Annotated in this window: 29 protein-coding genes and 1 riboswitch; of the genes, 12 read left to right on the top strand and 17 right to left on the bottom strand. The window is 45.6% G+C overall.

The window, feature by feature from the left end:
• Window positions 1–99: 99 nt before the first annotated feature.
• Window positions 100–498 (bottom strand): DUF1893 domain-containing protein, encoded by a 399-nt coding sequence (locus tag J7K79_RS02285; RefSeq protein ID WP_296904825.1) that lies wholly within the window; start codon window positions 496–498, stop codon window positions 100–102.
• 59 nt (window positions 499–557) lie between these two features.
• Between J7K79_RS02285 and J7K79_RS02280 the strand changes: the two genes are divergently transcribed.
• From J7K79_RS02280 to J7K79_RS02255, 6 genes are all read left to right on the top strand, one after another.
• Window positions 558–1,550, top strand: a complete 993-nt coding sequence (locus tag J7K79_RS02280; protein WP_296904695.1) for a PhoH family protein — start codon at window positions 558–560, stop codon at window positions 1,548–1,550.
• A gap of 113 nt (window positions 1,551–1,663) precedes the next feature.
• Complete coding sequence (locus tag J7K79_RS02275) at window positions 1,664–2,920, top strand: HDIG domain-containing metalloprotein (protein WP_296904693.1); 1,257 nt, start codon at window positions 1,664–1,666, stop codon at window positions 2,918–2,920.
• A complete protein-coding gene (ybeY, locus tag J7K79_RS02270) occupies window positions 2,901–3,350 on the top strand; it encodes an rRNA maturation RNase YbeY (RefSeq protein WP_296904691.1) in 450 nt (149 codons plus the stop codon). Before J7K79_RS02275 ends, ybeY begins: the two co-directional genes overlap by 20 nt.
• The gene (locus tag J7K79_RS02265) at window positions 3,305–4,525 is read left to right on the top strand and encodes a DUF1015 family protein (protein ID WP_296904689.1); all 1,221 of its coding nucleotides are present in this window, start codon (window positions 3,305–3,307) and stop codon (window positions 4,523–4,525) included. The genes ybeY and J7K79_RS02265 overlap by 46 nt, the downstream gene beginning before the upstream one ends.
• Window positions 4,526–4,537: 12 nt before the next feature.
• A complete protein-coding gene (locus J7K79_RS02260; RefSeq protein WP_296904687.1) occupies window positions 4,538–5,230 on the top strand; it encodes a zinc metallopeptidase in 693 nt (230 codons plus the stop codon).
• Window positions 5,227–6,522 carry a 16S rRNA (cytosine(967)-C(5))-methyltransferase gene (locus tag J7K79_RS02255; protein ID WP_296904685.1) on the top strand — a complete coding sequence of 432 codons (1,296 nt, stop codon included), beginning with the start codon at window positions 5,227–5,229 and terminating at the stop codon, window positions 6,520–6,522. The genes J7K79_RS02260 and J7K79_RS02255 overlap by 4 nt, the downstream gene beginning before the upstream one ends.
• Here J7K79_RS02255 and J7K79_RS02250 read toward each other — a convergent pair.
• The 11 genes from J7K79_RS02250 to J7K79_RS02200 are packed head-to-tail and all read right to left on the bottom strand — an operon-like array spanning window position 6,492 to window position 16,002.
• A complete protein-coding gene (locus J7K79_RS02250) occupies window positions 6,492–7,769 on the bottom strand; it encodes a nucleotidyltransferase (RefSeq protein WP_296904823.1) in 1,278 nt (425 codons plus the stop codon). The genes J7K79_RS02255 and J7K79_RS02250 overlap by 31 nt on opposite strands.
• Window positions 7,766–8,158 carry a hypothetical protein gene (locus J7K79_RS02245; protein WP_296904683.1) on the bottom strand — a complete coding sequence of 131 codons (393 nt, stop codon included), beginning with the start codon at window positions 8,156–8,158 and terminating at the stop codon, window positions 7,766–7,768. The genes J7K79_RS02250 and J7K79_RS02245 overlap by 4 nt, the downstream gene beginning before the upstream one ends.
• Window positions 8,155–8,565: a Fur family transcriptional regulator gene (locus tag J7K79_RS02240; RefSeq protein WP_296904681.1), complete on the bottom strand. Its 411-nt coding sequence runs from the start codon at window positions 8,563–8,565 to the stop codon at window positions 8,155–8,157. Before J7K79_RS02240 ends, J7K79_RS02245 begins: the two co-directional genes overlap by 4 nt.
• A gap of 14 nt (window positions 8,566–8,579) precedes the next feature.
• The gene (locus tag J7K79_RS02235) at window positions 8,580–9,656 is read right to left on the bottom strand and encodes a M20 family metallopeptidase (RefSeq protein WP_296904679.1); all 1,077 of its coding nucleotides are present in this window, start codon (window positions 9,654–9,656) and stop codon (window positions 8,580–8,582) included.
• The gene (gene lysA / locus J7K79_RS02230) at window positions 9,657–10,817 is read right to left on the bottom strand and encodes a diaminopimelate decarboxylase (protein WP_296904821.1); all 1,161 of its coding nucleotides are present in this window, start codon (window positions 10,815–10,817) and stop codon (window positions 9,657–9,659) included.
• Between the two features lie 44 nt (window positions 10,818–10,861).
• On the bottom strand, window positions 10,862–12,073 hold the full coding sequence (locus tag J7K79_RS02225; protein WP_296904677.1) for an aspartate kinase: 1,212 nt from the start codon (window positions 12,071–12,073) through the stop codon (window positions 10,862–10,864).
• A 14-nt stretch (window positions 12,074–12,087) separates the two neighbouring features.
• Window positions 12,088–12,789 (bottom strand): 2,3,4,5-tetrahydropyridine-2,6-dicarboxylate N-acetyltransferase, encoded by a 702-nt coding sequence (dapD, locus tag J7K79_RS02220; RefSeq protein ID WP_296904675.1) that lies wholly within the window; start codon window positions 12,787–12,789, stop codon window positions 12,088–12,090.
• A 1-nt stretch (window position 12,790) separates the two neighbouring features.
• Window positions 12,791–13,441, bottom strand: coding sequence for a 4-hydroxy-tetrahydrodipicolinate reductase (gene dapB, locus J7K79_RS02215; protein ID WP_296904673.1), 651 nt, complete (start codon window positions 13,439–13,441; stop codon window positions 12,791–12,793).
• Window positions 13,438–14,322 (bottom strand): 4-hydroxy-tetrahydrodipicolinate synthase, encoded by an 885-nt coding sequence (gene dapA / locus J7K79_RS02210; protein ID WP_296904671.1) that lies wholly within the window; start codon window positions 14,320–14,322, stop codon window positions 13,438–13,440. The genes dapB and dapA overlap by 4 nt, the downstream gene beginning before the upstream one ends.
• Window positions 14,307–15,020, bottom strand: coding sequence for a diaminopimelate epimerase (gene dapF / locus J7K79_RS02205; protein ID WP_296904668.1), 714 nt, complete (start codon window positions 15,018–15,020; stop codon window positions 14,307–14,309). Before dapF ends, dapA begins: the two co-directional genes overlap by 16 nt.
• A 4-nt stretch (window positions 15,021–15,024) precedes the next feature.
• On the bottom strand, window positions 15,025–16,002 hold the full coding sequence (locus J7K79_RS02200; RefSeq protein WP_296904666.1) for an aspartate-semialdehyde dehydrogenase: 978 nt from the start codon (window positions 16,000–16,002) through the stop codon (window positions 15,025–15,027).
• A 99-nt stretch (window positions 16,003–16,101) separates the two neighbouring features.
• A riboswitch (Lysine riboswitch) is annotated at window positions 16,102–16,280 on the bottom strand.
• Window positions 16,281–16,695: 415 nt separating this feature from the next.
• Here J7K79_RS02200 and J7K79_RS02195 point away from each other — a divergent pair.
• Both J7K79_RS02195 and J7K79_RS02190 read left to right on the top strand, forming a co-directional pair.
• Window positions 16,696–17,115, top strand: a complete 420-nt coding sequence (locus J7K79_RS02195) for a ferredoxin family protein (RefSeq protein WP_296904664.1) — start codon at window positions 16,696–16,698, stop codon at window positions 17,113–17,115.
• A 13-nt stretch (window positions 17,116–17,128) separates the two neighbouring features.
• Window positions 17,129–17,497: a NifB/NifX family molybdenum-iron cluster-binding protein gene (locus J7K79_RS02190; protein ID WP_296904663.1), complete on the top strand. Its 369-nt coding sequence runs from the start codon at window positions 17,129–17,131 to the stop codon at window positions 17,495–17,497.
• Window positions 17,498–17,527: 30 nt separating this feature from the next.
• On the opposite strand, the gene J7K79_RS02185 is transcribed toward J7K79_RS02190, so the two are convergent.
• The 3 genes from J7K79_RS02185 to J7K79_RS02175 are packed head-to-tail and all read right to left on the bottom strand — an operon-like array spanning window position 17,528 to window position 21,185.
• Window positions 17,528–20,125 carry a valine--tRNA ligase gene (locus J7K79_RS02185; RefSeq protein WP_296904661.1) on the bottom strand — a complete coding sequence of 866 codons (2,598 nt, stop codon included), beginning with the start codon at window positions 20,123–20,125 and terminating at the stop codon, window positions 17,528–17,530.
• A 31-nt stretch (window positions 20,126–20,156) separates the two neighbouring features.
• A complete protein-coding gene (locus J7K79_RS02180) occupies window positions 20,157–20,657 on the bottom strand; it encodes a chromate transporter (protein ID WP_296904659.1) in 501 nt (166 codons plus the stop codon).
• Between the two features lie 3 nt (window positions 20,658–20,660).
• Complete coding sequence (locus J7K79_RS02175; protein WP_296904657.1) at window positions 20,661–21,185, bottom strand: chromate transporter; 525 nt, start codon at window positions 21,183–21,185, stop codon at window positions 20,661–20,663.
• Window positions 21,186–21,282: 97 nt separating this feature from the next.
• Here J7K79_RS02175 and guaA point away from each other — a divergent pair, with 97 nt between their 5' ends.
• From guaA to J7K79_RS02155, 4 genes are read left to right on the top strand one after another with little or no spacing between them, the layout of a single operon-like run.
• Window positions 21,283–22,788 carry a glutamine-hydrolyzing GMP synthase gene (guaA, locus tag J7K79_RS02170; protein ID WP_296904655.1) on the top strand — a complete coding sequence of 502 codons (1,506 nt, stop codon included), beginning with the start codon at window positions 21,283–21,285 and terminating at the stop codon, window positions 22,786–22,788.
• A gap of 4 nt (window positions 22,789–22,792) precedes the next feature.
• Window positions 22,793–23,416 carry an N-glycosylase/DNA lyase gene (locus J7K79_RS02165; protein ID WP_296904652.1) on the top strand — a complete coding sequence of 208 codons (624 nt, stop codon included), beginning with the start codon at window positions 22,793–22,795 and terminating at the stop codon, window positions 23,414–23,416.
• A gap of 12 nt (window positions 23,417–23,428) precedes the next feature.
• A complete protein-coding gene (hflK, locus tag J7K79_RS02160; RefSeq protein ID WP_296904650.1) occupies window positions 23,429–24,355 on the top strand; it encodes an FtsH protease activity modulator HflK in 927 nt (308 codons plus the stop codon).
• The gene (locus J7K79_RS02155; protein ID WP_296904648.1) at window positions 24,352–25,203 is read left to right on the top strand and encodes a protease modulator HflC; all 852 of its coding nucleotides are present in this window, start codon (window positions 24,352–24,354) and stop codon (window positions 25,201–25,203) included. Before hflK ends, J7K79_RS02155 begins: the two co-directional genes overlap by 4 nt.
• 13 nt (window positions 25,204–25,216) lie before the next feature.
• Here the strand turns inward: J7K79_RS02155 and J7K79_RS02150 are convergent, their stop codons facing one another.
• Both J7K79_RS02150 and J7K79_RS02145 read right to left on the bottom strand, forming a co-directional pair.
• Window positions 25,217–26,029 (bottom strand): glycosyltransferase, encoded by an 813-nt coding sequence (locus J7K79_RS02150; RefSeq protein ID WP_296904646.1) that lies wholly within the window; start codon window positions 26,027–26,029, stop codon window positions 25,217–25,219.
• Window positions 25,989–26,148, bottom strand: a 160-nt coding sequence (locus J7K79_RS02145; protein WP_296904819.1) for a 6,7-dimethyl-8-ribityllumazine synthase, incomplete at its 5' end; no start/stop codon positions are given. The genes J7K79_RS02145 and J7K79_RS02150, both read right to left, overlap by 41 nt.

Below are 26,148 nucleotides of genomic sequence, written 5' to 3'. Positions count from 1 at the left end.
ACCTCAAGCCAAGCCAGGCTTTTATTTTACTCTTTAAACAAACGATTGTCAACAGAAGAGACCTCTGATCAATTTACCATAAGTAGCTTAAGGGTTTGTTTAAGATAAAGTGAACTTTGAGAGAATTCTTTCTATGGCTTCTTTCGAATCATTCACGTCCATGAGCATCTTTTCGAATGGACACACGTTTTTTCCATCTTTCGATAGCACAAAAGGCACCTTCTTTTCATAAGAAAACGGTACACTGTGTTTCTTCAACAAATCGATGGCACCTTCACTGATAACAAGAGCGTGAATAAAGGAGGGTTTCAGTTCCACAAAAAAGAAGGCCGCCGCTCTTCCAACGAGCTTGTCTACCACCGTACATCCGGACAGATCTTCAAAAGATCGATAGACCTCAATTAGAGGCTTCAAACCGTTTTCTGCGCTTTCAAAGATCACTTGGTTGTTCCTTATCACAATCAAACTCAGACCTCTCTCCTTAAAGAAATTCCTCACTCTCTCAACAGTACTTTCCACAGCTTTCACTCTCCTGCATGTAGTAGTATAATTTCCTTATGAAAAAGTATACCAGTTTGGAGGTGGAAACCACGGTCACTGTGAGGAAAGTTAGGCTTCCCGAGGATGTGGCCATGCTGGAGATATTCGGACAGTACGATAGAAGAGCGAGGTACCTCAAAAAGATGTTCAATGTAGATCTTGCGGTTCGGGGTAGCGAAATCCTTATAAGAGGTTCAGACGAAAAGAATGTGGAAGCAGCGCATCGAGTCTTAGATGAAATCATATCCATAACGAGAGATGGGCATTTGCTGGATTGGACTGAGTTTGAGTACTTGGTGGAAAAAGTCTCGAACGCGGAGAGCGTAAAAGAGGTTTATTCAAAGAGTAACGGAGGACCCGTCATTGGAAAAAAAGTGAAGCCCAAAACCTTGGGACAGAAGAGATACCTGGAAGCGATCGAAAAGAACGACGTGGTCTTCGTGATAGGACCAGCTGGTACGGGAAAAACGTACCTAGCAGTGGCCATCGCTCTCGACTATCTGAAAATGGGCAAAGTGAACAGGATTATTCTGACAAGGCCAGCAGTTGAAGCTGGAGAAAAGCTTGGTTTCCTGCCCGGGGATTTAGCTGAAAAAGTGGAACCCTACCTGAGACCTCTGTACGATGCCATAATCGACATCACCTCTCCAGATAAATTCAACAGTTATCGCGAAAGAGGTATCATAGAGATCGTGCCACTTGCCTACATGAGGGGACGCACGCTGAACAACTCTTTTATAATCCTGGATGAAGCCCAGAACACCACCTATCAACAGATGAAAATGTTCCTGACCAGGCTTGGATTCAACTCAAAGGCGGTTGTAACTGGTGACATTACTCAAGTTGATATAGAGGAGGAGAAATCTGGCCTCATAGAGTGTCAGAAAATATTAAAGGGTATATCTGGGATAGAATTCGTGTATCTCGATGAAAGTGACGTTGTGAGACATCCTCTTGTGAAGAAGATCATAAAAGCTTATGAGGAATACGAAAGGCTGAGAAAATCATGAATCGAAAGCGATTGCTTGTGGTAGCAGTAACCATACTTTTGTCCCTGCTGATAGCACATATCCGCACAGGGTTTCAACCTCTGAAACTGGTTTCGGAAGGTGTCGTTACTTTCGTGATTTGGTTTTCATTGGTGGAAACAAGTGTCAAGTATTTCAGAAAATACTCTCTCAGTGAGGTTTATACTTACACACATCTTCTTTTGATTCTGCTGGGAGCTGCCTTTATCGGACTTTCCCTTCCAGAAATAGGTCCGTTCATGACGCCACTTTACATACCAGTTGCATTGATGAGTCTGATCTTCAACTTTGAGATCGCTTTAACGAGTGGTGTTCTTCTCTCCGTTGTTTCTATGTACAGATGGTACTCCGATGTCAGCTTGATGCTGCCCTTTCTCTTGATGGTTTTCATCGCTGCAAAAACTCTTTCAAAGGCCGACAGAAGACTCGATGTTATGAAATCGTCTGCTCTGACGTCGCTGGCACTTGTAGGAGCACATCTTTTCATGAAGATCGCCCTGGGTATCGAATACTCTCAGTACGATTTCCTAGCTGCTCTTCTCAATCCGATTCTCTCGGGCGTGATGGTGCTGGGCATCCTTCCGTACGTGGAGTACACAAGTCGTCTCTATTCCAACCTCGGTCTCATCGAATTTGGAAACTTGAATCATCCTCTTCTCAAAATGCTTGCCATGAAAGCTCCTGGGACATACTATCACAGTGTGATCGTAGCGAACCTGGCAGAAGCAGCTGCAGAGAGGATAGGAGCGAATCCTACCCTGGCCCGAATAGGTGCTTACTATCACGATATAGGTAAGATGAAAAGGCCTCACTTTTTCACGGAAAACATAAGGGATGGTAAAAATCCTCATGAGGACATTACTCCTTCTTTGAGTCATCTTGTTCTCAACGAGCACGTAAAATACGGAATAGAACTGGCACGCAAGCACCGTCTTCCTCTACTCGTGGAGTTCATAATCCCACAGCACCATGGGACCAGATCGCAGAAGTACTTCTACTACAAAGCCAAGCAGCAGTTCGAGGACATACCAGAAGAGGAATTCCGGTATCCGGGTCCGAAACCGCAGTTCAAAGAAGCCGCTATCATCATGCTTGCTGATTCCGTGGAAGCAGCATCCAGAAGCTTGAAAAATCCTTCCGTGCCCCAGATAAAAGAATGTGTGGAAGATGTTATTTCCTCTATCTTCTTCGAGAGACAACTCGATGAGTCCGGCATCACTTTGAGCGAACTGGAGAAGATCTCAGATGCCTTTCTACAGGTGCTTGTCAACATATCCAGTTCTAGGATAGAGTATCCAGAAGAAGCAAAACTGCAGAAGGTGGTAAGGATAAATGGTCGAAATTCTGGGTGAAGGAAAAGGGAAAGAAATCTTGAAAAGTTTGAGTGAAAAATTAGATGAGATTGTAAAGAAAGAGATAGGAAATGTCAACGTGAACGTGATACTTGTGAGCAAAGATCGAATAAAGAAAATGAACAAAGAGTTTCGTAGAGAAGATTTCTCAACGGATGTGCTCACTTTTCCCCTTTTCGAGGAAGTTTACGGGGAAATATATGTATGCCCTGATGTTATCGAAGAGAATGCAAAGAACTACTACAATACCTTTGAAAGGGAACTAATAGAAGTTGTGGTACATGGGATCCTTCATCTTGCCGGATACGATCACGAGTTTGAAAACAAAGGCACAAAAGAGATGTTCGAAAAGCAACAAAGATATGCGGAGGAGGTATGGAATGAATGGAAATCAAGCCTTTCAGAGGATACCGACCAAGAGAAGACATAGTTGAAAAGTTCGTGGCAAAGCCCTACGATGTGGTTTCATTCTTGGAAGCCAAGGAAACCATCAAGAACAACCCACTCAGTTTTCTCAGAGTAACGCGAGTTGAGGCAGAAACACATGAAATAGAGATGGATCCTACTCCTGAGGACATGGAAAAAGCCAGAAAAAATCTCGAAGACTTCATAGAAAGAGGAATCCTGATTCAGGAAGAAGATGATGTCTTATACATATATCGTCAGAAGATGGGGGATCACGTTCAAACGGGTCTTGTGGCGTTGTTCCCCGTGGAAGAATACAAAAAAGGCCGCATAAAAAGGCACGAGCTCACCAGAAAGAAAAAAGAAGAAGAAAGGGTCTTGCATATTCTGAAGGCCAGAGCACATACGGGGCAGGTTTTTCTCTTTTACGAATCCATGGAAACACTGGATAGAAAATTGATGAGGCTTGCTGACTCCTTGAAACCTGTCTACAAAGTGATAGACGATCTGGATGTGGTTCACGAGTTCTTCGTCGTGTCTGATGAAAAGGAGATCGAAGAAATAAAGGATCTCTTCAAGAATATAGAAAAGTTGTACATAGCAGATGGACACCACAGAGCAGCCGCAGCGGCGAGGGTGAGTGATATCCTCGATAGAGAAATCGGAAAGGGGCCGCACAATTACTTCATGGCAACTGTGTTTCCTCACAATCAACTCAGGATATTCGATTACATCAGGGTTATTCGATCTCACTTCACAGTGGAAAAACTTCTGGAGAAAGTCTCAGAAAAGTTCGATGTCTACAGATCCTACGTTGTTCCCGCAAGACCTTCAAGAGAACACGAGATTACAATGTACACAGGAAGCGGTAAATGGTACGTTTTGATTCCCAAAAAAATCCCCGAAGACATCGTCGAAAGTTTGGACGTGAACATCCTTCAGCGCGAGTTGCTCGAACCAATTTTTGGAATTTCCAACCCAAGAGAGGACGATAGGATAGACTTCATAGGTGGAATAAAGGGACTCTGTGAACTGGAGAGAATTGTTGACAAAGGAGAATTCGATGTGGCTTTCGCCCTCTACCCTGTGAACATAGAAACACTGATGAGAGTCTCAGATGAAGGAAAAACTATGCCCCCAAAATCTACCTGGTTTGAACCAAAGCTTTTGAGTGGTTTTGTGGTACACGTGTTTGGCTGAGGAGGTGATAGCGTGTTCTTCCTCTTTGATCCTACATTCATCATACTCATTCCTGGCCTTCTTCTGGCTCTTTGGGCGCAGATACGTGTTCAGACGGCTTACACCAGATATTCACAGGTGAAATCTTCCCTGGGACTCACAGGATATGAGCTTGCAAAGAGATTACTCGAAAGCGCCGGTATCTACGACGTGAAAATAGAAGTCGTTTCAGGATTTCTTTCCGACCACTATGATCCTGTGAAGAAGGTACTCAGGCTTTCCCCACAAAACTTTAGAGGGACATCTGTTGCCTCGCTTGGAGTTGTAGCTCATGAGGTGGGGCATGCTATACAAGATGCGGAAAAGTACCCTTTACTCGCTCTGAGGAACATGATGGTACCAGCGGCCGCAACGGGATCGTATCTTGCATGGATCATCTTTGTTCTTGGCTTCATCTTCTACACACCGCTTTTGATAAGACTGGGTATAATCCTGTTTTCGTTGGTCGTACTCTTTACGTTGATCACTCTCCCCGTAGAGTTCAACGCTAGCAGGCGTGCAGTTAGACTTCTTGAGACTTCCATGTTGATGCCCGAGTACGAGTTGAAAGGCGTCAAAGAGGTGTTGAGTGCGGCTGCCCTCACATACGTCGCTTCGTCTCTAACAGCGATTCTCCAGCTCCTCAGAATGATAGTTCTGGCAGGGCTGTTCGGTGATAGAAGATGACGACAAATGTGAGACTACTCGCTTATAGGCTCCTGCGAAAGTACGAAAAGGAGAGGCTCATAGGCAGAGAGGACGTGGACAGCGTCCTCTCTGTTTTGAGCGATAGAGACAGGAGATTCCTCAAAGAACTCGTGTGGGGAGTCATGAGAAAGGAAGAGCTTCTGGACTGGTACATAAATCAGCTTCTCAAAAAGACCGACATTCCGCCAGCTGTAAGAGTAGCATTGAGAATGGGAACCTACCAACTCCTCTTCATGGACGGCGTTCCAGATTACGCTGCGGTGAGTGAAACAGTAAAGCTGATCAAGAACGAGAGCTTCAAAAAGCTGATTAACGCTGTGTTGAGGAGAATAAAGAGTGTGCCACCTCCCAGTGATCTTCATGTTGCCCTTTCACATCCGAAGTGGATAGTCGATTACTGGAGATCTTTTCTCCCAAAAGACGTGGTGCTGAGGATCATGGAGTGGAATCAAGAACCGCTCCCGACAGTGCTTCGCGTGAACTCGTTTGTTACAACCAGGGACGAGGTCATAGAGATCCTCTCAAAGGAGGGAGCAGAAGCCGTCTATGGAAAACATTCTCCGTTTTCAATTGTGATAAAGAAACTGGGGGTTCCCCTGAACAACTCAAGGGTCATAACGGAAGGCTTTGCAACAGTTCAGGGTGAATCTTCCCAGATGGTACCGTTGCTGATGGACTTGAGACCGAACATGAAAGTACTGGATACGTGCTCTGCACCAGGTGGAAAAACAACTTTCATTGCCGAACTGATGAAAGACTCAGGTGAAATTCTGGCAACGGATGTGAGCATGGAAAGATTACAGCTGGTCACAAAACATGTGAAGCGATTGAAGCTCTCCTCCGTGAAGATCAAGCTTGCAGATGCAGAACACCTCACGGAATACGTCCAGGATGCGTTTGATCGAATTCTCGTAGATGTACCGTGTTCTTCACTAGGAACGGCAAGACACCATCCAGAGGTATTGAGGAGAGTGAAGAAAGAAGAATTCAGTGAACTTTCAAAAAAGCAACTTAGAATACTTTCTCAGGCGTGGAAGCTCTTGAAAAAAGGTGGAATTCTTCTGTACAGTACGTGTACTGTGACAAAAGAAGAGAACACAGAGGTGATAAAAGCTTTTGCCAGCCAAACGCCTGATTTTGAGGTGATCGACTTGAGGGAGAAACTGGAAGATTACGGGGTAGAAGGATTGTGGGATGGTTTTGGATTTTTGATGCTTCCAGATGAGACTCTCACCCCGTTCTACGTTTCTGCTCTCAGAAAGACAGGATGAATTGCGAAGTCTCTTTCTCCACATCTTTGTTCTTTTGAGGGGAAGAACATAGAGTAGAAATTGGTCGACTTCACGTCGAGTTGCAGCTGTTCGATGAAGAGATTTTTGTCCACAGGCAGTTCTGTTCTTTTCAGTATCTTTCTGTAGAGAGACATATTGGTCACAATGGGGAGTTTCGCTTTTTTTCTCATGACTGCTAGAATTTCCCTTCCCTTCTCAGTGAAACCGAGTACCCTAAGGTACTGAGGACCCCTTACGTTACTTTTTTCGACGAACTTCTTACTCATTTCCAGCACGGAGAAAAGACACAGTCTTCTTATTCGTGAGAAAGTGAATCTCTTTGTTTTAACGCATTCCAAGAAATCCCTGTATGATCCCGTTCGCCTGGAACACACCTGAAATCTTTTTTCGAGTCCTTCGGAAAATCCGTGTATTTTTTCGAAATACTCCCTATCTTTCAACCTGAAGAACGCTAGCATGAAATCTCCTATGTGTTCAAGAAAAACGGGACCTCTTCCCTCTTTGAATTCCCTCATCAGGACTTCATAAGACGCCTCCGGAAGAGACTCTCTGGCCTCATTCCATCTCTTTTCTCTCAGGAGATTTCTGATCGCTGTGGCACTGGAAAACCGTCCCTTAAACGAAACATCTTTCTCCTCTGCACCCACTCTTTTTATTGTGTGGAACCTGATGGGAGACCCTATTCGGAGAGCAGAATGCAGATATTCGACTCCTAGTATGTCATTGGACTTTTCGAGTCTCAAAATATTTCTTTCGTTCCAACCTTTGAACGAAAAATACTTCATCAGTGCAAATTTGCGCGCATTTGGAAAGGAGTGGCCTTTTTTCAATTCTTCATGCAAGGACACTCGATACTCCTCAGGCTGTTCAAATAGGATCTTCGCTACTTGCCACAGAAAATCTATGTCGTTGGATTCACTTCCAAAAACAACGTCCGTCACAACACCCGTAGCGTCCAGTAAGCTTACAGCGCCGAAGGCAAATCCACCGGCATCCTGAGTGGCGAAAACCGTTGGAAGTTCCAGAACAACATCTACTCCCATTCTCAGCGCGATCTCAGTGCGCGCAAATTTGTCTATCACCGCGGGTTCTCCTCTTTGACAGAAATTCCCGCTCATCACCGCGATTGTATACTCAGGCTCCACAATCTCTTTGGCGAGGCTCAGGTGATAGAGGTGCCCGTTGTGAAACGGGTTATACTCCACTATGACTCCCAAAACTTTCAGCGTTCATCCCTCCTGATGACGGTCAGGAAGAAAGCCAGCGACACCACAGTGAAGAGTAGAAAAAGAAGATACACAAAACTGGCTTTGGAGATGATGCCTCCAAAGGCGTAAAGCCCATAAAGCTGAATCACTAGGGAGGGAAAGAGGAGAAGAAAGCCGAGTACCGCAAGCCACTTCCTACCGGAAGACGCGTAATAGTTCAAAGAGACACCTGAGCAAAGAAACGGAAGAAACCAAAAGAGCAACATCAAAAGTGTGTCATCTGGAATGCTCAATCCCAAAAATGTGTGAATGTAGGGTGCAAGGAGGTAAAGCGCTACCCACCCCACAAATCCCATCGTGCCCACAAGTATGAGGAGAATGGACAAGAACTGGGTGAGAAATCTCAATCTTTCACCCTCTTCAGACAATCTTCGCATACACCGCGTATGACAAGCTCTATCTTCTCTCTCTTCCCTTTAATTTCCCCCAGCTCCAACTTTTTTATCTCAACATCCTCTATCCTTCCACAGATCTTGCATATAAAATGCCCGTGTGGAACAGGATTGAAATCGAATACGGTTCTTTGCCCATCGCTGAAGGAATATATCACACCGAGATCCACCAGAAGGTACAGGGTACTGTAGAGGGTCGCTATGGAGAGCGATGGTATTTTCTTCGAAAGGACAGCAAACAGTTCTTTTGCTTCGAAATGTCCCTTTTTCATTCCCGATATGAACTTGATGATTTCCATCCTCTGGGTGGTCAGTTTGATCTTCTTTGTCTTCAACTGTTCAACGATTTCCTCTAAGTTCATCTCCTTCACACTCCTCATATTGCCACCGCGAGGGAGGCAAGAAGCTCTGATGCCATGGGTATGTACTCATCTTTCGGAAGAAAGCGAGGATGATGAAGACCTACTCGCTCTTCCCCCTCTCCCACGCCAAACCAGAAGGAAAGAGACGGAAACACCTGCGTGAAGTATCCAAAGTCTTCTCCCGTTCTCTTCATCTCGCATTCAATGAACCTGAGATTCAGTCTTTCACACGTTTTCTTCAAGATCTCCAAAAGCTTTGCATCGACCTTTACTTCTGGATAGACACTCCCTTTTTCGAGAGAGAAATCAACACCAATTCTGTCTTTGAGACACAGAAGTTGATTCATCATCTCTGATAGAGCCTCTTCTGCTATCCTCAGAGTCTTTGCCCTTATGGTGCCTTCTATCTTCACTTCAGCCGGGATCACATTCCTCACCTGGCCACCGAGGATCCTGCCGACTCCAACAAGAGTGTCCCAGCTTCTACCGTAGAGCCAGTGCAGGAAGGAGGCTGCTGCTTTCAGCGCGTCCTTTCCTTTTTCGGCAAAGGCAATATGAGCGGGGACACCCTTAAAGTATACATCGAACTCCGTCGCCGAAGCAAACAACACCCCGGATCTGGATGCCACCGTGCCCACGTCATACTCGTCTGTCACATGGTATCCAACGGCGGCTTTGATATCGTAGTTTTTCCTGAGGAACTCAACAACCTCTCTTGCACCACCCCCGGTCTCCTCGGCCGGCTGAAAAATAAAAAGAAAGTTTTTTTTCGCTGTCTTCAATCGTTTCATAGCACCGAAGAGAGCGCTCATATGGAAATCATGTCCACAGGCGTGCATGTAATCGTTTCTTGAAGCAAATTCCCATCCCGTCTCTTCTTTGATGGGAAGGGCGTCCATCTCCGCCCTCAGGACAACATAGGGGCCTTCTGTTTCTCTTTTCTCAACAACCAGTCCCGTTTCAGCAACTTCTACTATCTCTTTGTAACCGATCTTCTGGACTGCTGCTTTCAAGATCTCCTTGGTTTTGAATTCCTCGAAAGAAAGCTCTGGATTCATGTGAAGAAGATGTCTCAGTTCGATCTCGTTCATTCACATCACCACATCCTTGAAAATATCCATCGTGTTTTCTCTTCTTCTTATTAACACCAGTTCACCACTTTTCTTCACTAGCACCTCTGCGGGTTTTGGAGTTGAGTTGTAATTGTTTGCCATGGTGTAGCCGTACGCCCCTGCGTTTTCCACCACCAAAAAGTCTCCGGGTTCGACCACTGGAAGGTCTCGATCGTATGCTATCACATCCCCACTCTCGCACAGCGGCCCCACGACATCTGCTCTGATACCTGCTCCACTTTTTCCACAAACAAAAATCCTGTGATACGCAGAGTACAGAGCAGGTCTTATGAGCGTGTTCATCCCCCCATCTACAATGACAAACACTTTCTCTTTCCTCTTTTTGACGAGGACAACCTTCAGTACGAGAAAACCGGCGGGGGCAATGATGTATCTTCCAATTTCAACGAACACTCTTTTAAACCCAACCAAGAGAGGTACGACCTTTTCTTTGTATTCTTCAACGTTCAACTCCTCACCGTGGTAGTTTATTCCCCAGCCTCCTCCTATGTTGATCTCTTCGAAACCATATCTCCTGGAAGCTTCAACAACCTTTTCGCAGGCTTCGAGAAGTGGTTCTACTTTCGTTATTTGGGAGCCGATGTGAACGTGAAGGCCTTTTATGTTCATGTTTTTGAATCTTCTCATGAACCTGTCCAGTAAGTCCAGAGGAATTCCAAATTTGTGCTTCCTGAGGCCAGTGGAGATGTGAGGGTGAGTTCGTGCATCCACCTCTGGATTCACTCTGACAAAGAAACTGACACTTTCCGGGTTCAGGCCCTCCCATATCTCCATCTCTTCAAAGGAATCGACGTTGATCGTTCTTACTCCTTCTTCCAGAAAATGGACCATTTCTTCCTTACTCTTTCCATTCCCATTCCAGACGATTAGAAGAGGATCCACTCCGGCCAGCTTGGCGGCAAGCAGTTCTCCTTTCGTTACCACATCCATTCCCAAACCTTCTTCTCTCAGAATCGTCAGCAGATTCGGATTGTTATTCGCCTTCACAGCAAAGGTGGGAAGAAGGTTCACTCCCCGAAAAACTTCTTTCACGATCCGTGCACGCTCACGTATTGCCTTTTCGAAATACACATAAAGGGGTGTTCCGTAGGTTTCCGCTGCTTTCTTCAGGGTCTCCATCACGATCATCGGCGTCTTAATACCATGCACCTCCTCTGGTGTGATTAATCAGCCAGTTCAAACTCGTCAACGATTGCCTTCAAAGCCTTTTCAGCGTCATCCTCCGAAACAAGACACGAGATCTTTATCTCGGATGTGGTGACAAGCTCTGGAGTGACACCAACACCTTTCAAAGCGTTGAAAAACCTTGCTGCAACCCCGGGGCTGGTTCTCATTCCCACACCAACGATCGAGAGCTTGGCAAACCCTCCCTCGTAAGAAGATTTCCAACCTTCGATGTTCTTCAACGCTTCCTTTAGTGCTTCATCTAGCTCGTCTTTGTGGTCCTCCAGTATTGTGAAGGACAGAAACACCCTTCCATTCGATGGGACAAGGGAGATCATGTCAACGTTCAAGGATCGTTTTCCCACTTCTTCGAATATAGCGGTAATGTACTTTGCCTCTTTCGGAAGGAAAGAAATCGAAACCTTTATCTGACCGTGGGAGATTGTCGCGCCCGTTACAACTGGTTCCTCCAGCCATTCGGGAAGTCTTTCCACCACCATAGTTCCCTCCTCTTCAACGAAAGAAGAAGCACAGTATATGGGAACTCTGTACTTTTTGGCAATTTCAACGGATCTGGAGTGAAGCACCTTCGCTCCAAGGGCGGTAAGCTCGAGGGCCTCATCGTAAGTTATGTATTTGAGCTTTTTTGCACTCGGAACAATTTTGGGATCACATGTGTAGATGCCGTCCACATCGCTGTAGATCTCACAGGGAGCTCGAAGCTTCGCAGCGAGGGCAACCGCTGATGTATCAGACCCACCGCGGCCGAGCGTGGTGAGATCCCCTTTTTCGTTCACTCCCTGAAAACCAGTCACAACCAAAGTATCGTGCACTTCAAGGTTTTCCATGATCACACTGTCGTCTATGTCCATGATGCGGGCACTCGTGTGATGTGGTGTGGTCTTTATTCTCACCTGAAAGGCGTTCAAGGACTTTGCCTTCACACTAAGATCCTTCAAAGCCATCGCAAGCAGAGCAGCAGATACCTGCTCACCTGTTGCAAGGAGCATGTCAAGTTCTCTTGCGGCGGGTTTTACCGAGATCTCCTTCGCAAGTTTTATGAGATTGTCGGTTGTTTTTCCCATGGCAGAGACCACAACGATCACTCTGTAACCTTCTTCAACTTTCTTTTTTATTCTTCTCGCGACATTTTTTATCCTCTCCGGGGTGGCAACGGAGCTACCGCCGTACTTTTGCACTACCAGTTTCATCTCTGCAACCTCCATCACTCCAGGTTTCTCAGCTCGTCAATGATCCTGGTTTTCTCTTTTGTCTTCTCGTCTATCTGCTTTATCACACGAGCGGGTACACCGGCAACCACACTGTAAGGTGGAACATCTTTCGTTACAACCGCGCCTGCCGCAACGACCGCACCTTTTCTAACGGTAACTCCTTCAAGAATCACCGCGTTTGCACCCACGACCACTTCATCCTCTATTACTACCGGCTTTGCACTTGGAGGTTCTATAACCCCAGCGATAACCGCGCCTGCTCCGATGTGACATCTTTTCCCAATGATGGCTCTCCCCCCGATAACGGCGTTCATATCGATCATCGTACCGTCTCCTATCATCGCTCCAACGTTTATAACGGCTCCCATCATGATCACAGCACCTTCTCCGATCTCCACCATGTTTCTTATGATCGCTCCAGGCTCAATTCGAGCTCTGTATTTAGTGATGTCCGCGAGGGGAAGTGCAGAGTTCCTTGCTCTCACTTCCAGATGATAGTCCTCTATTTTTTCTCTATGTTCTTCGAGTAACCTTTTGAAATCTTCGTACTCTCCAAAGAGTATTCCAAACCTATCGTCCCCAAAGAACTTGAATTTCGAGAAGTCTATCTCGCCGAGTTTTCCCTTTATATAAGCAACCACAGGGGTTTTCTTTTTTGCCTTTGCTATCATCTCTATGATCTCTCTGGCGTCCATTTCATTCACCTCCGAATATGACTTCTTCGAAACTGTAAAGGCCAGGCTTTCTACCGACAAGGAATTCAGCAGCTTTCAGTGCTCCTATGGCAAAGACGGTTCGGGAGATCGCCCTGTGTTTTATCTCTATCGTCTCACCCACGTTTCCAAATATGACCGTATGGTCACCGGGTATTCCACCGACTCTCAAAGAGTGTATGGGAGCCTCTCTTCCCAGAGCGTTTTTCAGAAGGATCGCCGTTCCAGAGGGGGCATCTTTCTTGAAGCGATGGTGTGCTTCCACGATCTCCACATCCCAGTTGGACAGGACTTTCGAGAGCTCTGAAAGAAATCTCCTTAAGACATTTATTCCTATGGAAAAATTGTAAGCTTGAACAACAGGAACTTCTTTCGAAAGATCCTTCAGCATCTCGAAGTGTTCTTCTTTCAAAGCGGTGGTTCCCAGAACAAGAGCTGACTTATATGTCCTGGACAGTTCCACGGTCTTTGGCAGGGCATCCGGTGAGGAAAAATCCACAATCACATCGGGTGAATCTTTTATCTCTTCACTGTTTACATCCACTCTTAGAACGAGTTCATGACCCTTCTCGGAGAAGACCTTTTGGATTTCCTGCCCCATGCGGCCGGAGTACCCAACGATTCCGTACTTCATAACAAACCACTCTCCCTGAGGATTCCTTTGAGGTGTTCAACGGTTTTCTCACTTGCAGGAACCAGAGGCAATCTCAATTCGTTCTCTACGTACCCCATGAGGGAAAGAGCGGCTTTGACAGGTATGGGATTCGTTTCAAGGAAAAGGGCTTTCATGAGAGGTTTCAATTTTCTGTGTATTTCTCTTGCCTTTTCGAGATTTCCTTTGAAGAATTCAGAACATAGATCCGACATGTGTTTTGGTGCCACGTTGGATGCCACGGAGATCACACCATCTCCACCGGCACACAGTAAGTAGAACGTCCTGTCATCGTTTCCGGACCAAACCATGAAATCGCTCCTTGCGTTCTTGGTCAGAGCAACGGTTCTGTCTATCTGGTCGATATCTCCATTTGCTTCTTTTATTCCAACAACATTTTTTAGATCTGCTGCGATCCTCGCAGCGGTCTCTGGAAGAATGTTCACACCTGTCCTTCCCGGGACGTTGTAGACGATAATCTTCAAGCTGGTTCTTTCTGAGATGTACCTGTAGTGCTGATAGAGACCTTCCTGAGTGGGTTTATTGTAGTAGGGAGTTACGATCAAAACACCATCAACACCCAGTTTTTCTGCTTGTCTGACGAGTTTCAACGTTTTTTCTGTGGAGTTCGTCCCTGCTCCCACCACGATCGGTATCCTACCGCCTACGATTTCCAGAGTCTTTGAGATGAGTCTTTCTCTCTCGTTGTCGTTTACCGTGGGAGCTTCTCCAGTTGTTCCAAGGACGATCAGTGCACTGACTCCCCCCTCGATCTGGTAATTGACCAGCCTCTCGTAGGCATCTAGATCGAGCTCACCGTTTTTGAAGGGCGTAACGATCGCAGTTCCTACTCCTCTGAACATCTTCTCACTTCCCCCTTCAGGAAGATTTCACCGCTTTTTTCTTTCACAAACAGAGTACCTCCTGGAACATGAATTTTCACCTCGTTCAATCCCGATTTGTCTTTGTGCACCACAAAAACCGCTGTGACTCCCGTTCCACAAGCCTTCGTTTCCCTCTCAACACCTCGTTCGTAAGTTCTCACTTTCAAAGCATCTTCGATCACCTGATAAAAATCCACGTTCGCGTTCGTTTTGTTCCTGAGATCTCTTCCCAATTTCTCCGTGTTGATCTTGTCTACATTCTCCACTTCGACGACAAAGTGGGGCACACCTACTATCACAAAGTATCCGTTATATCCATTCACGGTCATTTCTCTTTTTTCAGAAAGCCGCGGCATTCTGACCCACACACCGTCTTCGACAATAACCTTTATCTCACCGGCTCTTGAGAAGAAAGAAAATTCTTCATCCTTGATCCACCCTCTGTCTATCAAATATTGTGAAAAGGCTCGGGCACCATTTCCACAGAAGGCCGCCGTGCTTCCATCACGGTTGTAGTAGTCCATGAAGAACTCCTCGTTTACCTTTTCAACGAATATCACACCGTCCAGATCTCCTGCATGATTCCTCACAAAAACCGGCTTTTCATCATCGGAAATCTTTTTCTCCGTGTTATCAACCAACAGAAAAGTGTTTCCGTTCGCAGAGTAACAGACCACTTTTTCACATCCTTTCGTTCATCTTCGCGTGTTTCAATAGGATTCTCACCGCGTTGGTTGCGGCTCCAACGCGAATGTTATCTGATACGTTCCAGAACAGAACGGAGCGTTCGTCACCCTGCCGCAATCTACAGACGTACGTTTCGTTCTTTCCTGCAACGTCTATGGCAGTTACCAGATCGTCCGTCACCACCACGTCTTCTCCGGTTGCTATGACCTCTTTAACCTTCTCCAACGACTCGAACGGTTTTTTTAACCTCACCATGATCGCTTCGGAGTGGCCGTAGAGAACGGGAACCCTCACAGTCGTTGGATAGACCCTTATCGAGTAATCGTTTAGAATCTTTCTTGTTTCGTTCACCATTTTCATCTCTTCTTGGGTGAAAAGATTGCTCTGTACATCACCGATCAGAGGTATGACATTTCTGTGAATCGGTTTTGGAAACACCTTAACAACGTCTTCCCCTCTTTCCTGAGACAAGAGTTCTTCGATGCCTTTGTGACCCGCTCCAGAAACAGATTGATATGTTGCCACAAAGATCTCCTCTATTCCATAAACTTCGTGCAATTTGTATATGGACAGGATCATTTGTATCGTCGAACAGTTGGGATTCGCTATTATGCCGGTGTATCCCTTGAGCAGGTGAGAGTTCACCTCAGGTACAATAAGGGGAATATCCTTTTCCATCCTGAAAGCAGAAGAGTTGTCGATCACCGTAACACCATTCTCAGCAGCTATGGGGGCGAACCTTCGCGAAACACTAGCACCCGCTGAGAACAGAAAATAATCGCAGTCCCATTTCATCGAATCTTCCGTGAGGAGCTCTACCTTCACCTTCTCACCTTTGAACTCTATCTCCTTCCCCACAGATCTTTCAGAGGCAAACAACCTCAGTTCTGTGACTGGAACGTTGAACTCTTCAAGAACCTTCACCATTGCTCGTCCAACTTCTCCCGTGGCACCTACCACTCCTACTTTCATCCTCTTCCCTCCTCTTTACGAATAAACAATGATAAAAAAACGTCTCTTCGCTCCCCGAAGAGACGCCAAATCAGGTCTGAAATCATTTTTTTTGATTCCAGACCCGATCGGCTCTCCACGGAGAGACCTCCGTGACAGTGGTATGGGTATTCCCCATACCCCCAGGCGTATAGGGCGGGAGGAACCCTATACCCTTCGGCGCCCTCGCCTTTCAACTGCCCCCAATTCCTCCCCTGAAGAGGCAGCCTACTCATCTCGGGCGCTCCTCCGTCGGGTCGTTGTTTACTTTAGCTTAATTGTATCAGTATTTCAAAACGAAGGCAATTAAGGGGAAGTTAACGTTGGAATGTATAGTATGCAATTACCGGCAGTGAAAAGATTCATGTGCATTTGTGATACTGGAAGCTATGCAGATTCTTTTTCTTCGAATATGCGGTTGTTCCACCTTTCCAAACAGTAGCTGATGGTACTTTTTGTATGTTAGAGTTCCAATGCTTCCTTTGAGGTATGAAAACCTTCACACCTTTTTTCGAGCTCTTCGTTTTTTTCATTTGACAAATATATGTAGAAAGTATATAATTTTCCTGAGGTGGAAGTCATGAGAAAAGTATGCCGGTGCTGGTGGTGTGGTCACTGAAACTCCCTCCCTATTTACAATTAGGAAAATAAAAAAACGAGCTAGGGAGGGAGATTATGGCGGAATTCAAAAACACTCCAGTGATCGGAAAGGACGCTCTAGGACGGGAAATTCGTGATCTTTCTGAAATTCCATGGTGGGGTGTAGATAGAAAAACGATAGAGTGGTATCCAATCATCAACTACGACAAATGCGCAACGTGTGGTATTTGCTTTGTAACTTGTGGAAGACGAGTGTTCGACTTCGACAAAAAAGAAGGAAAAGTGATTGTGGCACGTCCTTACAATTGCATGGTTGCATGCCAGACATGTATGAATCTTTGCCCAACGGGGGCAATAAGTTTCCCCGATGTTTCTTACATAAAGAAATTGGTTGCGCAGAACAAGATTGTGAAAAAGGCTTTTGAAATAATAAAACCTCTGCTACCCGATGAACACCTATCAGCAAAGGAAACAGAAACTAATCCTGAACCTTGAAGGAGGTGAAACGATGATCATAGCCATTCCAGTCTCTGAAAACAAAGGGAAAGACTCCCCTATATCGGAACACTTCGGGAGAGCACCTTACTTCGCGTTTGTGAAGGTGGAAAATAACGAATTAATGAGCGTGTTCGTTGAGGAGAACCCTCTTGCGCAGGACCATACCACCGGTGCTGTTCCAAACTTTGTAAAAGAGAAAGGAGCGGAATTGGTCATAGTGAGGGGCATTGGAAGAAAGGCCATTTCTGTCTTTGAGAGTTTGGGCATAAAAGTGATAAGAGGAGCTTCAGGAACGGTAGAAGAGGTGATAAATCAATATTTAACCGGGCAGCTGAGAGACTCGGATTATGAAGTCCGGGAAAAATTCCATCACCATTGAAAACTGAAGAGGGGCTTCAGCCCCTCTTTTTTACTCCAGATCTCTCAGTATCGATTCGAGTCTTGCAAGGCGTTCTTTGTTGTTATTCAACCTCTTTTTTGTTTCTTCAACCACTTCTTCGGGAGCCCTCTCTACGAATTCCTTGTTGGCGAGTTTCTTTTCAAGACGATCGATTTCCTTTTTGATTTTCTCCATGTTTTGTTTCAGTCTCTCCTTTTCCCTTTCGAAGTCGATCAAACCGCCAAGGTCAACGTACACTTCGACATTTCCTTCAACATAAGCAGTTGCTGTTTTCTGAGGTTTTTCATTCACAGCTGATACATCCTCTATGTTCCCAAGCGTCTTGAAGAGCAGATCCATCTCGTCCGTGACATCGAGCCCTTTGACAAAAATCTTCACTCTTTGAGACTGCGGAAGATTCATTTCTGCCCTTACGTTCCTGACACCACGTATTATGTTCATGAGCCTTGTGAATTCCCTCTCCGCTGTTTCATCAATGTATTTTTCTTCGATCTCAGGCCATCTTGCTATCGTTATCGACTCACCATCGATGGGGAGCTTCTGCCAGAGCTCTTCTGTGAGGAACGGCATGAACGGATGAAGAAGTCTCAAAGAGGTGTCCAGTACTTTGACAAGAACCGTCTGGACAAGATTTCTCTCGCTCGCCTTGAGTCTTGGTTTTGAAGCTTCAATGTACCAATCACAGAACTCGTCCCAGAAGAAATTGTATATGGCCCTCGCCGCTATGTTGAAGTCGTAGCTTTCCAGAGCTTTTGTTACCTCTTCGACCGTTCTGTTGAGTCTTGTGAGTATCCACTTGTCAACCGTTTTAAGATTTTCAAGTGGGACTCCTTTGTAATCGGCTAGATTCATCAAAACGAATCTTGTAGCGTTCCATATCTTGTTTGCAAACTTCTTGTAAGCTTCGAAGTACCTCGGATCGAGTTTTATGTCCCTTCCCTGGGCTGCAAGTATAGCAAGGGTGAATCTCATGGGATCTGCTCCATACTTGTCTATCACTTCGAGGGGATCGATACCGTTCCCCAGGGACTTACTCATCTTTCTTCCATACTTGTCTCTGACGAGCTGGTGTATGTAGACATGACTGAATGGTTTTTCGTTCATGAACTCGTATCCCATCATGATCATTCTCGCAACCCAGAAGAAGATGATATCGAAACCAGTGACGAGAAGGTCGGTTGGATAGTACCTCTTCAGATCTTCCGTTTCCTCTGGCCAACCAAGTGTGGAAAACGGCCATAGAGCAGAGGAAAACCACGTGTCGAGTACGTCTTCATCCTGTTTCAAGTTCGTGGAGCCACACTTTTCACATCTTTCTACCTCCTCTTCGGAGACATTGAGGTGCCCACAGTCCTGACAGTACCAAACCGGAATCCTGTGACCCCACCAGAGTTGTCTGGAAATGCACCAGTCCCTGATCTCGTGCATCCAGTTTAGATAGACCTTTGTCCACCTTTCCGGGAAAAATTTGATTTCTCCTTTTTCAACAGCCTCGATTCCTCTTTTTGCCAGTGGCTTTGTGGCAACAAACCACTGATCGGAGAGCTTGGGTTCTATCACCGTATCACATCTGTAACAGTGGCCAACGGAGTGCGTATAGTCTTCTATTTTCACAAGGAAACCCCGCTCTTCCAAGTCTTTCACGATTCTTTCTCTTGCCTCGTACCTGTCCAGCCCCCTGTATTTTCCACCGTTTTCGTTTATTTGTGCGCTGTCATCGAAAATCTCTACCATTGGAAGGTTATGTCTTTGTGCGATGAGGTAGTCGTTTGGATCGTGAGCAGGTGTCACTTTCACTGCCCCCGTTCCAAATTTCGGGTCAACGTATTTGTCCGCAATAACCGGGATCTCTCTTCCAACGAGTGGAAGGATGAGCGTTTTGCCGACAAAGTCTTTGTATCTTTCATCTTCCGGGTGGACAGCCACTGCTGTGTCTCCAAGCATCGTTTCTGGTCTTGTGGTTGCAACGACGATGTACTCATCGGAACCTTTAACTGGATACTTCACGTAATAGAGCTTTGCCTTGTGTTCTTTGTGTTCTACCTCTTCGTCTGAGAGCACAGTTTTGCACCTTGGACACCAGTTCACGATGTACTTTCCCTTGTAGATAAGACCCTTCTTGTAGAGCTCTACAAAGACCTTTCTTACCGCTCTACTGAGTCCTTCATCCAGAGTGAAGCGCTCCCTCGTCCAGTCTACCGATGCTCCAAGGGCCTTTATCTGTTCTCTGATCTCTTTTCTGTACTTGTTCGCCCATCTCCAGGTGATCTCGAGGAACTTTTCTCTTCCTATCTCTTCTCGAGCCTTACCCTGTGTTTGGAGAAGGAACTTCTCTACGGCGTTTTGGGTAGCTATTCCCGCGTGGTCTTCACCGGGGACCCACAGGACATCGTATCCTTTCATCCTCTTGTACCTAACTACTATGTCCTGAAGCGTTATGTTGAGGGCGTGCCCCATGTGAATCCTTCCCGTGATGTTCGGTGGTGGTATCACAATGGAAAACTTCTCACCGACATCCTTTGGTGTGAAGTAACCTTTTTCTTCCCAGTACCTGTACCATTTGGTTTCTATTTCCGCTGGATTGTATTTGGTCGAAAGCTCTGCCACTCTCAGCACCTCCTTCTCTTGAGATATTTTATCAAAACCTGAGAAGGGCACCCACCAGACCACAACCGAGTATGATCACAAGCGGGTGTACTTTTGTAAACGAACACACAAAGGCGGCAACGCCGAAAACGATCATAACAGGGTTCTTGATAGCCCCCATCAGAGAAAAGAGAGTGACGAACATGAGAGCGGTAGTAACACCCTCCAAGGCCTTCATCAACCTTCTTCTCTGCAGCCCCAGGCGCTTCCCAAGAAAAATAGCAGCGGAGAGCACCAAAACTGGTGCTCCAAGAAAAGAGATCGTGTTCAGTATGGCTCCAGCCAATCCGAAGAATTTGTAGCCCGTGTAGGTGGCAAGGTTTATCGCCACAGGCCCTGGTGTCATCTGAGCGATCGAAACGGCTTGCGAGAACTCCTCAAGGGAGAGGAACCCTCCGGAGACGAGTTCGTTTTTCAGAATTCCAACGATTGCCCATCCACCACCGAAAGATAGAAACCCCACTTTAAGAAAGACAAGAGCGAGCTTCCACAAGGTTCATTCCTCCCTCAAGTAAAGTGCAATGGCAAGCAAAAGAATCACTGGTATGACAAGAAAGCTGTGGAAAATTAGAACAAGAACAGAAAGGCCCACGAGAGATAATCTGTACAGATTCCAACGTTGATTTTTCACGAGTCGAAACAGAACACTTCCCACAAGCCCAACAATAGCAATGTATGCTCCCTTTAAAAAGCTTCGAACGTAGCTGATCCCGGAAAGGGAACGAATGATCTCCGCCACGATAACGATAGCAAAGAACGGTGGCAATACAACGGCCACCCCAGATGCGATCGCACCAGACAGTCCCGACAGTCTTTTTCCAACCAGGATAGCCGTGTTGAAAGCGATAGGACCCGGTATTACCTGTGCCATGCTGACAATCCGAAAGAATTCTCTTTCTGTCAAAAGCCCGGACTTTTCCAGCTCCCATTTCATCACAGGAATCATGGCGTATCCTCCACCTATCGTTAAAGCGGATATTCTGAGAAACAGCAGGAAAAGCCTTGCAACCAAACTTCCCACCTCCCGATTTGATTTTAGGATTCACTCTCTTCAACGCAAATTTCTTTTGGGTTAAATATATGATTTAATAGAATTAAAAGAGCTGGGAGGGATGGAGTTGGTCTTTGTAGTAGACTACGGTTCACAGTACTCTCGATTGATAACAAGACGGATCAGAGAAAACGAAGTTTACTCCGAGATAGCTTTTCCAGACGACGCCGTGGATCTTTCCAAGGTGGACGCGGTGATCCTCTCAGGTGGTCCAAGAAGCGTTTACGAAAAAGATGCCCCGAAACTACCAGCGTGGTTCTATGAATACAAAGGCCCTGTTCTTGCCATCTGTTACGGCATGCAACTGGTGGTGAAAGAACTCGGTGGGGAAGTGAAAAGAGGAAGAGGAGAGTATGGAAGAACTCTTGTGGAACTTTCGGAAGACCCGCTTTTCGAAGGGATACCAAAGAAAATTCACGTGTGGATGAGCCACGGTGACGAGGTGGTAAGACTACCGGAGGGTTTTCACCCTATTGCCGTTTCGGAAACGGGTGTGATAGCGGCTGCGACCGATGGAAAGAGATTCTGGCTTCTTCAATTTCATCCGGAAGTTCATCACACGGAGTACGGCAAAAAGATTATCTCGAATTTTCTCTTCAAAGTGTGTAAGTTTCAAAGAAACTGGAAGATAGGAGATCTCGTCGAAGAGAAGATAAGAAAGATCAAAGAGACGATAGGTAACAAAAAAGCGATCCTTGCGCTGTCGGGAGGGGTCGACTCTTCCGTAGCAGCCGTTCTCACACACAAAGCAATCGGAAAGAACCTTGTGTGTGTCTTTGTGGACCACGGTCTTTTGAGAAAAAACGAAAGAGAAGAAGTGGAGAAAGTATTCAAGGAACACTTCGATATGAATCTTGTGGTTGTGGATGCAAGAAAGCGTTTCTTGGAAAAACTCAAAGGAGTGACCGATCCAGAAAGGAAAAGAAAGATCATCGGAGAAGAGTTCATACGGGTTTTTGAAGAAGAAGCAAAGAAACATGATGTGGAATTTCTTGTTCAGGGAACGATCTACTCAGACGTGATAGAGAGCGCAGCGTCCGGCAAAACAACAGCGAAGATAAAAAGCCACCACAACGTAGGAGGACTCCCAGAAAAGATGAACCTGAAACTGGTAGAACCGCTGAGAGATCTCTTCAAAGACGAAGTGAGAAAAGTGGGAAAGTATCTTGGTATCCCGGACAGAATCATAAACAGACATCCGTTCCCTGGGCCGGGCCTTGCCGTGAGAGTACTGGGAGAAGTAACAGAAGAAAAGCTCGAGATGTTGAGAGAAGCAGATCACATATTCATAGAAACACTCAGAAAGCACAGCTACTACGACAAGGTCTGGCAGGCATTCGCCGTTCTTCTACCAATAAAAAGCGTAGGAGTGAAAGGGGACGCAAGAGCATACGAGTACGTGATCGCACTTCGAGCTGTGAACAGCGTGGAAGGAATGACGGCAGACTGGTCTAGAATTCCGCATGATATACTGGACGAAGTGGCACGAAGAATCACAAGGGAAGTGAAAGGCGTAGGAAGAGTGGTTTACGATATCACCTCCAAGCCTCCTGCAACTATAGAGTGGGAGTGAGAGCTTGGAAAAACTCCTGGAAGAGCTTGAGGAAATTCGCTGGAAGGCAAAACCCCTGGTCGAGGAAAGATTCGAGGAGTTCATAAAACTCGGAAAAGAGGGAACAGAGGAAGATCTGTTCTGTGAGCTTTCCTTTTGTGTTCTCACAGCAAACTGGAGTGCTGAAGGTGGAATCAGAGCACAGAAGGACATCGGAAAAGGTTTTGTTCATTTTCCTCCCGAGAAGCTTGCAGAAGAACTGAGAAAGCTCGGTCACAGATATCCTCAAAAGAGGGCAGAGTTCATCGTGGCAAACAGATGGTTGGTAGGAAGGTTGAGAGAACTGGTAAACGGAGATCCCTTCCTCTCGAGAGAGTTTCTCGTGAAGAATGCAAGGGGAATAGGCTGGAAAGAGTCCAGCCACTTTCTTAGAAACGCAGGGGTAGAAGATCTTGCCATCTTAGACAAGCACGTTCTGAGATTGGTGAAAAGCCACAATTTACTGACAGACATTCCAAAAAGCTGGTCCAAAAAAAGGTATCTCTACATAGAAGAGCTTCTGCGGAAAGTGGCGGAGAAATTCGGCGAACCTCTGGGGAAGTTTGATCTCTATCTGTGGTATCTTGTGAAAGGAAAGGTGGAAAAATAAGGAGGTGAAAGAGTGGGAAAATACGTATGGATAGTTCTTTTCATCGCTGTAGGAATCTACATGCTCACGGGAGTTTATCAGGTGGGACCGTCTGAAGTTGCACTCATTAAAACCTTTGGGAAATTCTCTTCTGTTGTCCAGCCAGGAATTCATTATCATCTTCCCTATCCTTTCCAGTCACATGTGATCGTTGATATCTCGACGGTGAGAAAAGTCGAGATAGGTTTCAGGAGTATTCAAAGAGGCGGAAGAATAACCTATCAGTCTGTTTCGCAGGAAGCCATCATGATAACCGGAGATAACAACCTGGTTAGCGTTGAGGCTGTCGTTCAGTACAGAGTGAAGGATCCAGTTGCTTATGCCTTCAACATAACGGAAGCGGATTCGATCGTTAGATTCACGACGGAATCTGTTCTCAGAGAAAAAGTGGCTATGAGAAACATAGACGATGTTCTTACAATTGGAAGAGACGAGATAGGACTTGAAACTGCAAAAATGGTTCAGAAGATACTGGATTCCTACAACTGTGGTATAAAAGTGGAAAACGTTTATCTTCAAGAAGTCGTTCCACCAGATCCTGTGGTGGATGCCTTTGACGATGTGAACAACGCAAGACAGGACAAGGAACGATTGATAAACGAGGCAAGAAAATACGCCAACGACATAGTACCCAAAGCACAGGGTCAGGCTCAGGAAATATTGAGACAGGCAGAAGCTTACGCTCAGGAGGTCTATCTGAAAGCATTGGGAGAGGCAGAAAGATTTAACAGGATACTCAAGGAATACACCAAGGCACCGGATATCACAAGAAAGCGCATGCTTCTGGATGCTCTCCAGTCTATTCTTGAGAAAAACAAGGACAAAGTTATATTCATAGGGGATGCTGATTCTCTTAACGTTTTGAACATTTCTGAATTGCTCAAGGAGATGGGAAAATGAAAATATGGATTCTTTCTCTTCTGATCATTTTGATCGTGGTTGGTTTTGTGCTCGCTCTGGCTTCCTTCTACATTGTTGATCAAACGCAGCAGGCAGTGGTGCTGAGATTTGGAAAGATTGTTTCAGTCAAGACAGAGCCGGGAATTTACATTAAACAGCCCTTCATCGATAAGGTGGTGAGGTTTGACAAAAGGATTCTTCTTTATGATATCGAACCGGAGAAGATCATAGCTTCTGATAAGAAGACACTTGTGATAGACACTTACGTTCTCTGGAGGATAAAGGATCCAGAGACTTTCATAAAATCTCTTAAAAGTGTTCAGCTTGCTCTTCCAAGAATAGATGATGTGGTGTATTCACATGTCAGAAACATTTTTGCAAAGTCCAACTTCGATGAGATCATTTCGGAAAAAAGAGAAGAACTCCTGAAGGAAGTTACGGAGCTTTCTAGGGAAGCTCTTAAAGATTTCGGGATAGAGGTGGTTGACGTCAGAGTGAAGCATGCGGACCTTCCCGCAGAAAACGAACAGGCTGTGTACAACAGAATGAGAGCAGAACGCTACAGCATAGCTGCGCAAATAAGAGCTGAGGGAGAAAAGGAAGCCAGAAAGATACGTGCTGAAGCGGATAAAACAGCAAAGGTGTTGATAGCCGAGGCCCAAAGCACAGCAGAGCAAATAAAGGGTACAGGAGAAGCGAGTGCAGTGAAGATCTACGCGGAGATTTTCTCAAAGGACAAAGACTTCTACGAATTCTGGCGTACAATGGAGGTGTACAGATCTATCGAAGGAGGAATTTTGCTCATAGGAGATGAACTTGATTCCTTCAAGTATCTAAAGTCAGAATGAGGGGGAAATCCCCTCATTTTCTTTTCAAAAGATTTGCTATGCTAAAAGAGATTCTGAATAAGAAGATGTTCAACCTGTTGACTTTATTTTTTCCTTCTCCGTAACCGAAATTCCGAACGGGTCTTAGAAATCTGTACCTTCCTGCATTGTGCACTATTGGAATCAGCTCACCGTTCTGGAGGTAGAACTTTGAATCTTTGACATAAAACTTCTCCCTTGCGGTTGAAGGGATGAAGTTGTATTTGGTGGGAAGTTCAACATAGGAATTTTTGTACATCACAAAGTTTCCAATGACAGTGTCTCCTCCCCAGACATTCATGTTTTTCAGGTGTTTTTTCATTTCATCTGCTAACTTGATGAAGCCTTCTCTCGGCGCCATTATCATTCCCACGTTAAAGAGCCTTTTTTCAGAGAGAAAGGATTTTATCTCTTTTCCGTTAATCAGGTCTTCTTCTTTTACCAACAGATCGATAGGAGGACTCAGTCGTTCCACAACAGCACGATATGAATCTTTGTGTTCCTCAAAAAGATGTGAGATGTCTTTCTGAAAGATAATGTCTCCCCCGTCACAGAAAAGAATCTGATCGTACTCAGGATGTTCTTCCAGAAAGAGGGCCAGGTTCAAGAATCTGGTGTTGTTTATGAGTCCGGAATGTACAACAGCAGGAAAGATTATGACTCCTTCAGGAGGATTGTTCAGCCCGTAGTCAATGATCAGAACATCGATTTTTGTCAAATCAACGTTTTCTCTGAGAGAACGATACCAATCGTTCTTGAGAAATTCCTCAATTTTGCTGTTTGCCGCGGTTGCTATCAGGTGTTTCAAAAGTATCCCTCCTGAGTTTCTTTGATAGATTTGCCATCTCAATTGCCACCATGGCAGCCTCAAAACCTTTGTTCCCGCTTTTCGCACCTGCTCTGTTTAGTGCCTGTTCCAGTGTGTCT

Origin of the sequence: Thermotoga sp., assembly GCF_021162145.1 — a bacterium.
Taxonomy (GTDB): domain Bacteria; phylum Thermotogota; class Thermotogae; order Thermotogales; family Thermotogaceae; genus Thermotoga.
This window is presented reverse-complemented; position numbering and strand designations above follow the sequence as displayed.

Excerpts from the sequence above, each read along its gene's own strand:
- J7K79_RS02280 (WP_296904695.1), top strand. The coding sequence starts at position 558 with ATGAAAAAGTATACCAGTTTGGAGGTGGAAACCACGGTCACTGTGAGG.
- ybeY (WP_296904691.1), top strand. The coding sequence starts at position 2,901 with ATGGTCGAAATTCTGGGTGAAGGAAAAGGGAAAGAAATCTTGAAAAGT.
- J7K79_RS02265 (WP_296904689.1), top strand. The coding sequence starts at position 3,305 with ATGGAAATCAAGCCTTTCAGAGGATACCGACCAAGAGAAGACATAGTT.
- J7K79_RS02255 (WP_296904685.1), top strand. The coding sequence starts at position 5,227 with ATGACGACAAATGTGAGACTACTCGCTTATAGGCTCCTGCGAAAGTAC.
- J7K79_RS02240 (WP_296904681.1), bottom strand. The coding sequence starts at position 8,565 with ATGAACTTAGAGGAAATCGTTGAACAGTTGAAGACAAAGAAGATCAAA.
- J7K79_RS02235 (WP_296904679.1), bottom strand. The coding sequence starts at position 9,656 with ATGAACGAGATCGAACTGAGACATCTTCTTCACATGAATCCAGAGCTT.
- lysA (WP_296904821.1), bottom strand. The coding sequence starts at position 10,817 with ATGGAGACCCTGAAGAAAGCAGCGGAAACCTACGGAACACCCCTTTAT.
- J7K79_RS02225 (WP_296904677.1), bottom strand. The coding sequence starts at position 12,073 with ATGAAACTGGTAGTGCAAAAGTACGGCGGTAGCTCCGTTGCCACCCCG.
- dapD (WP_296904675.1), bottom strand. The coding sequence starts at position 12,789 with ATGGACGCCAGAGAGATCATAGAGATGATAGCAAAGGCAAAAAAGAAA.
- dapB (WP_296904673.1), bottom strand. The coding sequence starts at position 13,441 with ATGAAGTACGGAATCGTTGGGTACTCCGGCCGCATGGGGCAGGAAATC.
- dapA (WP_296904671.1), bottom strand. The coding sequence starts at position 14,322 with ATGTTCAGAGGAGTAGGAACTGCGATCGTTACGCCCTTCAAAAACGGT.
- J7K79_RS02200 (WP_296904666.1), bottom strand. The coding sequence starts at position 16,002 with ATGAAAGTAGGAGTGGTAGGTGCCACGGGAGAAGTTGGACGAGCAATG.
- J7K79_RS02195 (WP_296904664.1), top strand. The coding sequence starts at position 16,696 with ATGGCGGAATTCAAAAACACTCCAGTGATCGGAAAGGACGCTCTAGGA.
- J7K79_RS02190 (WP_296904663.1), top strand. The coding sequence starts at position 17,129 with ATGATCATAGCCATTCCAGTCTCTGAAAACAAAGGGAAAGACTCCCCT.
- J7K79_RS02155 (WP_296904648.1), top strand. The coding sequence starts at position 24,352 with ATGAAAATATGGATTCTTTCTCTTCTGATCATTTTGATCGTGGTTGGT.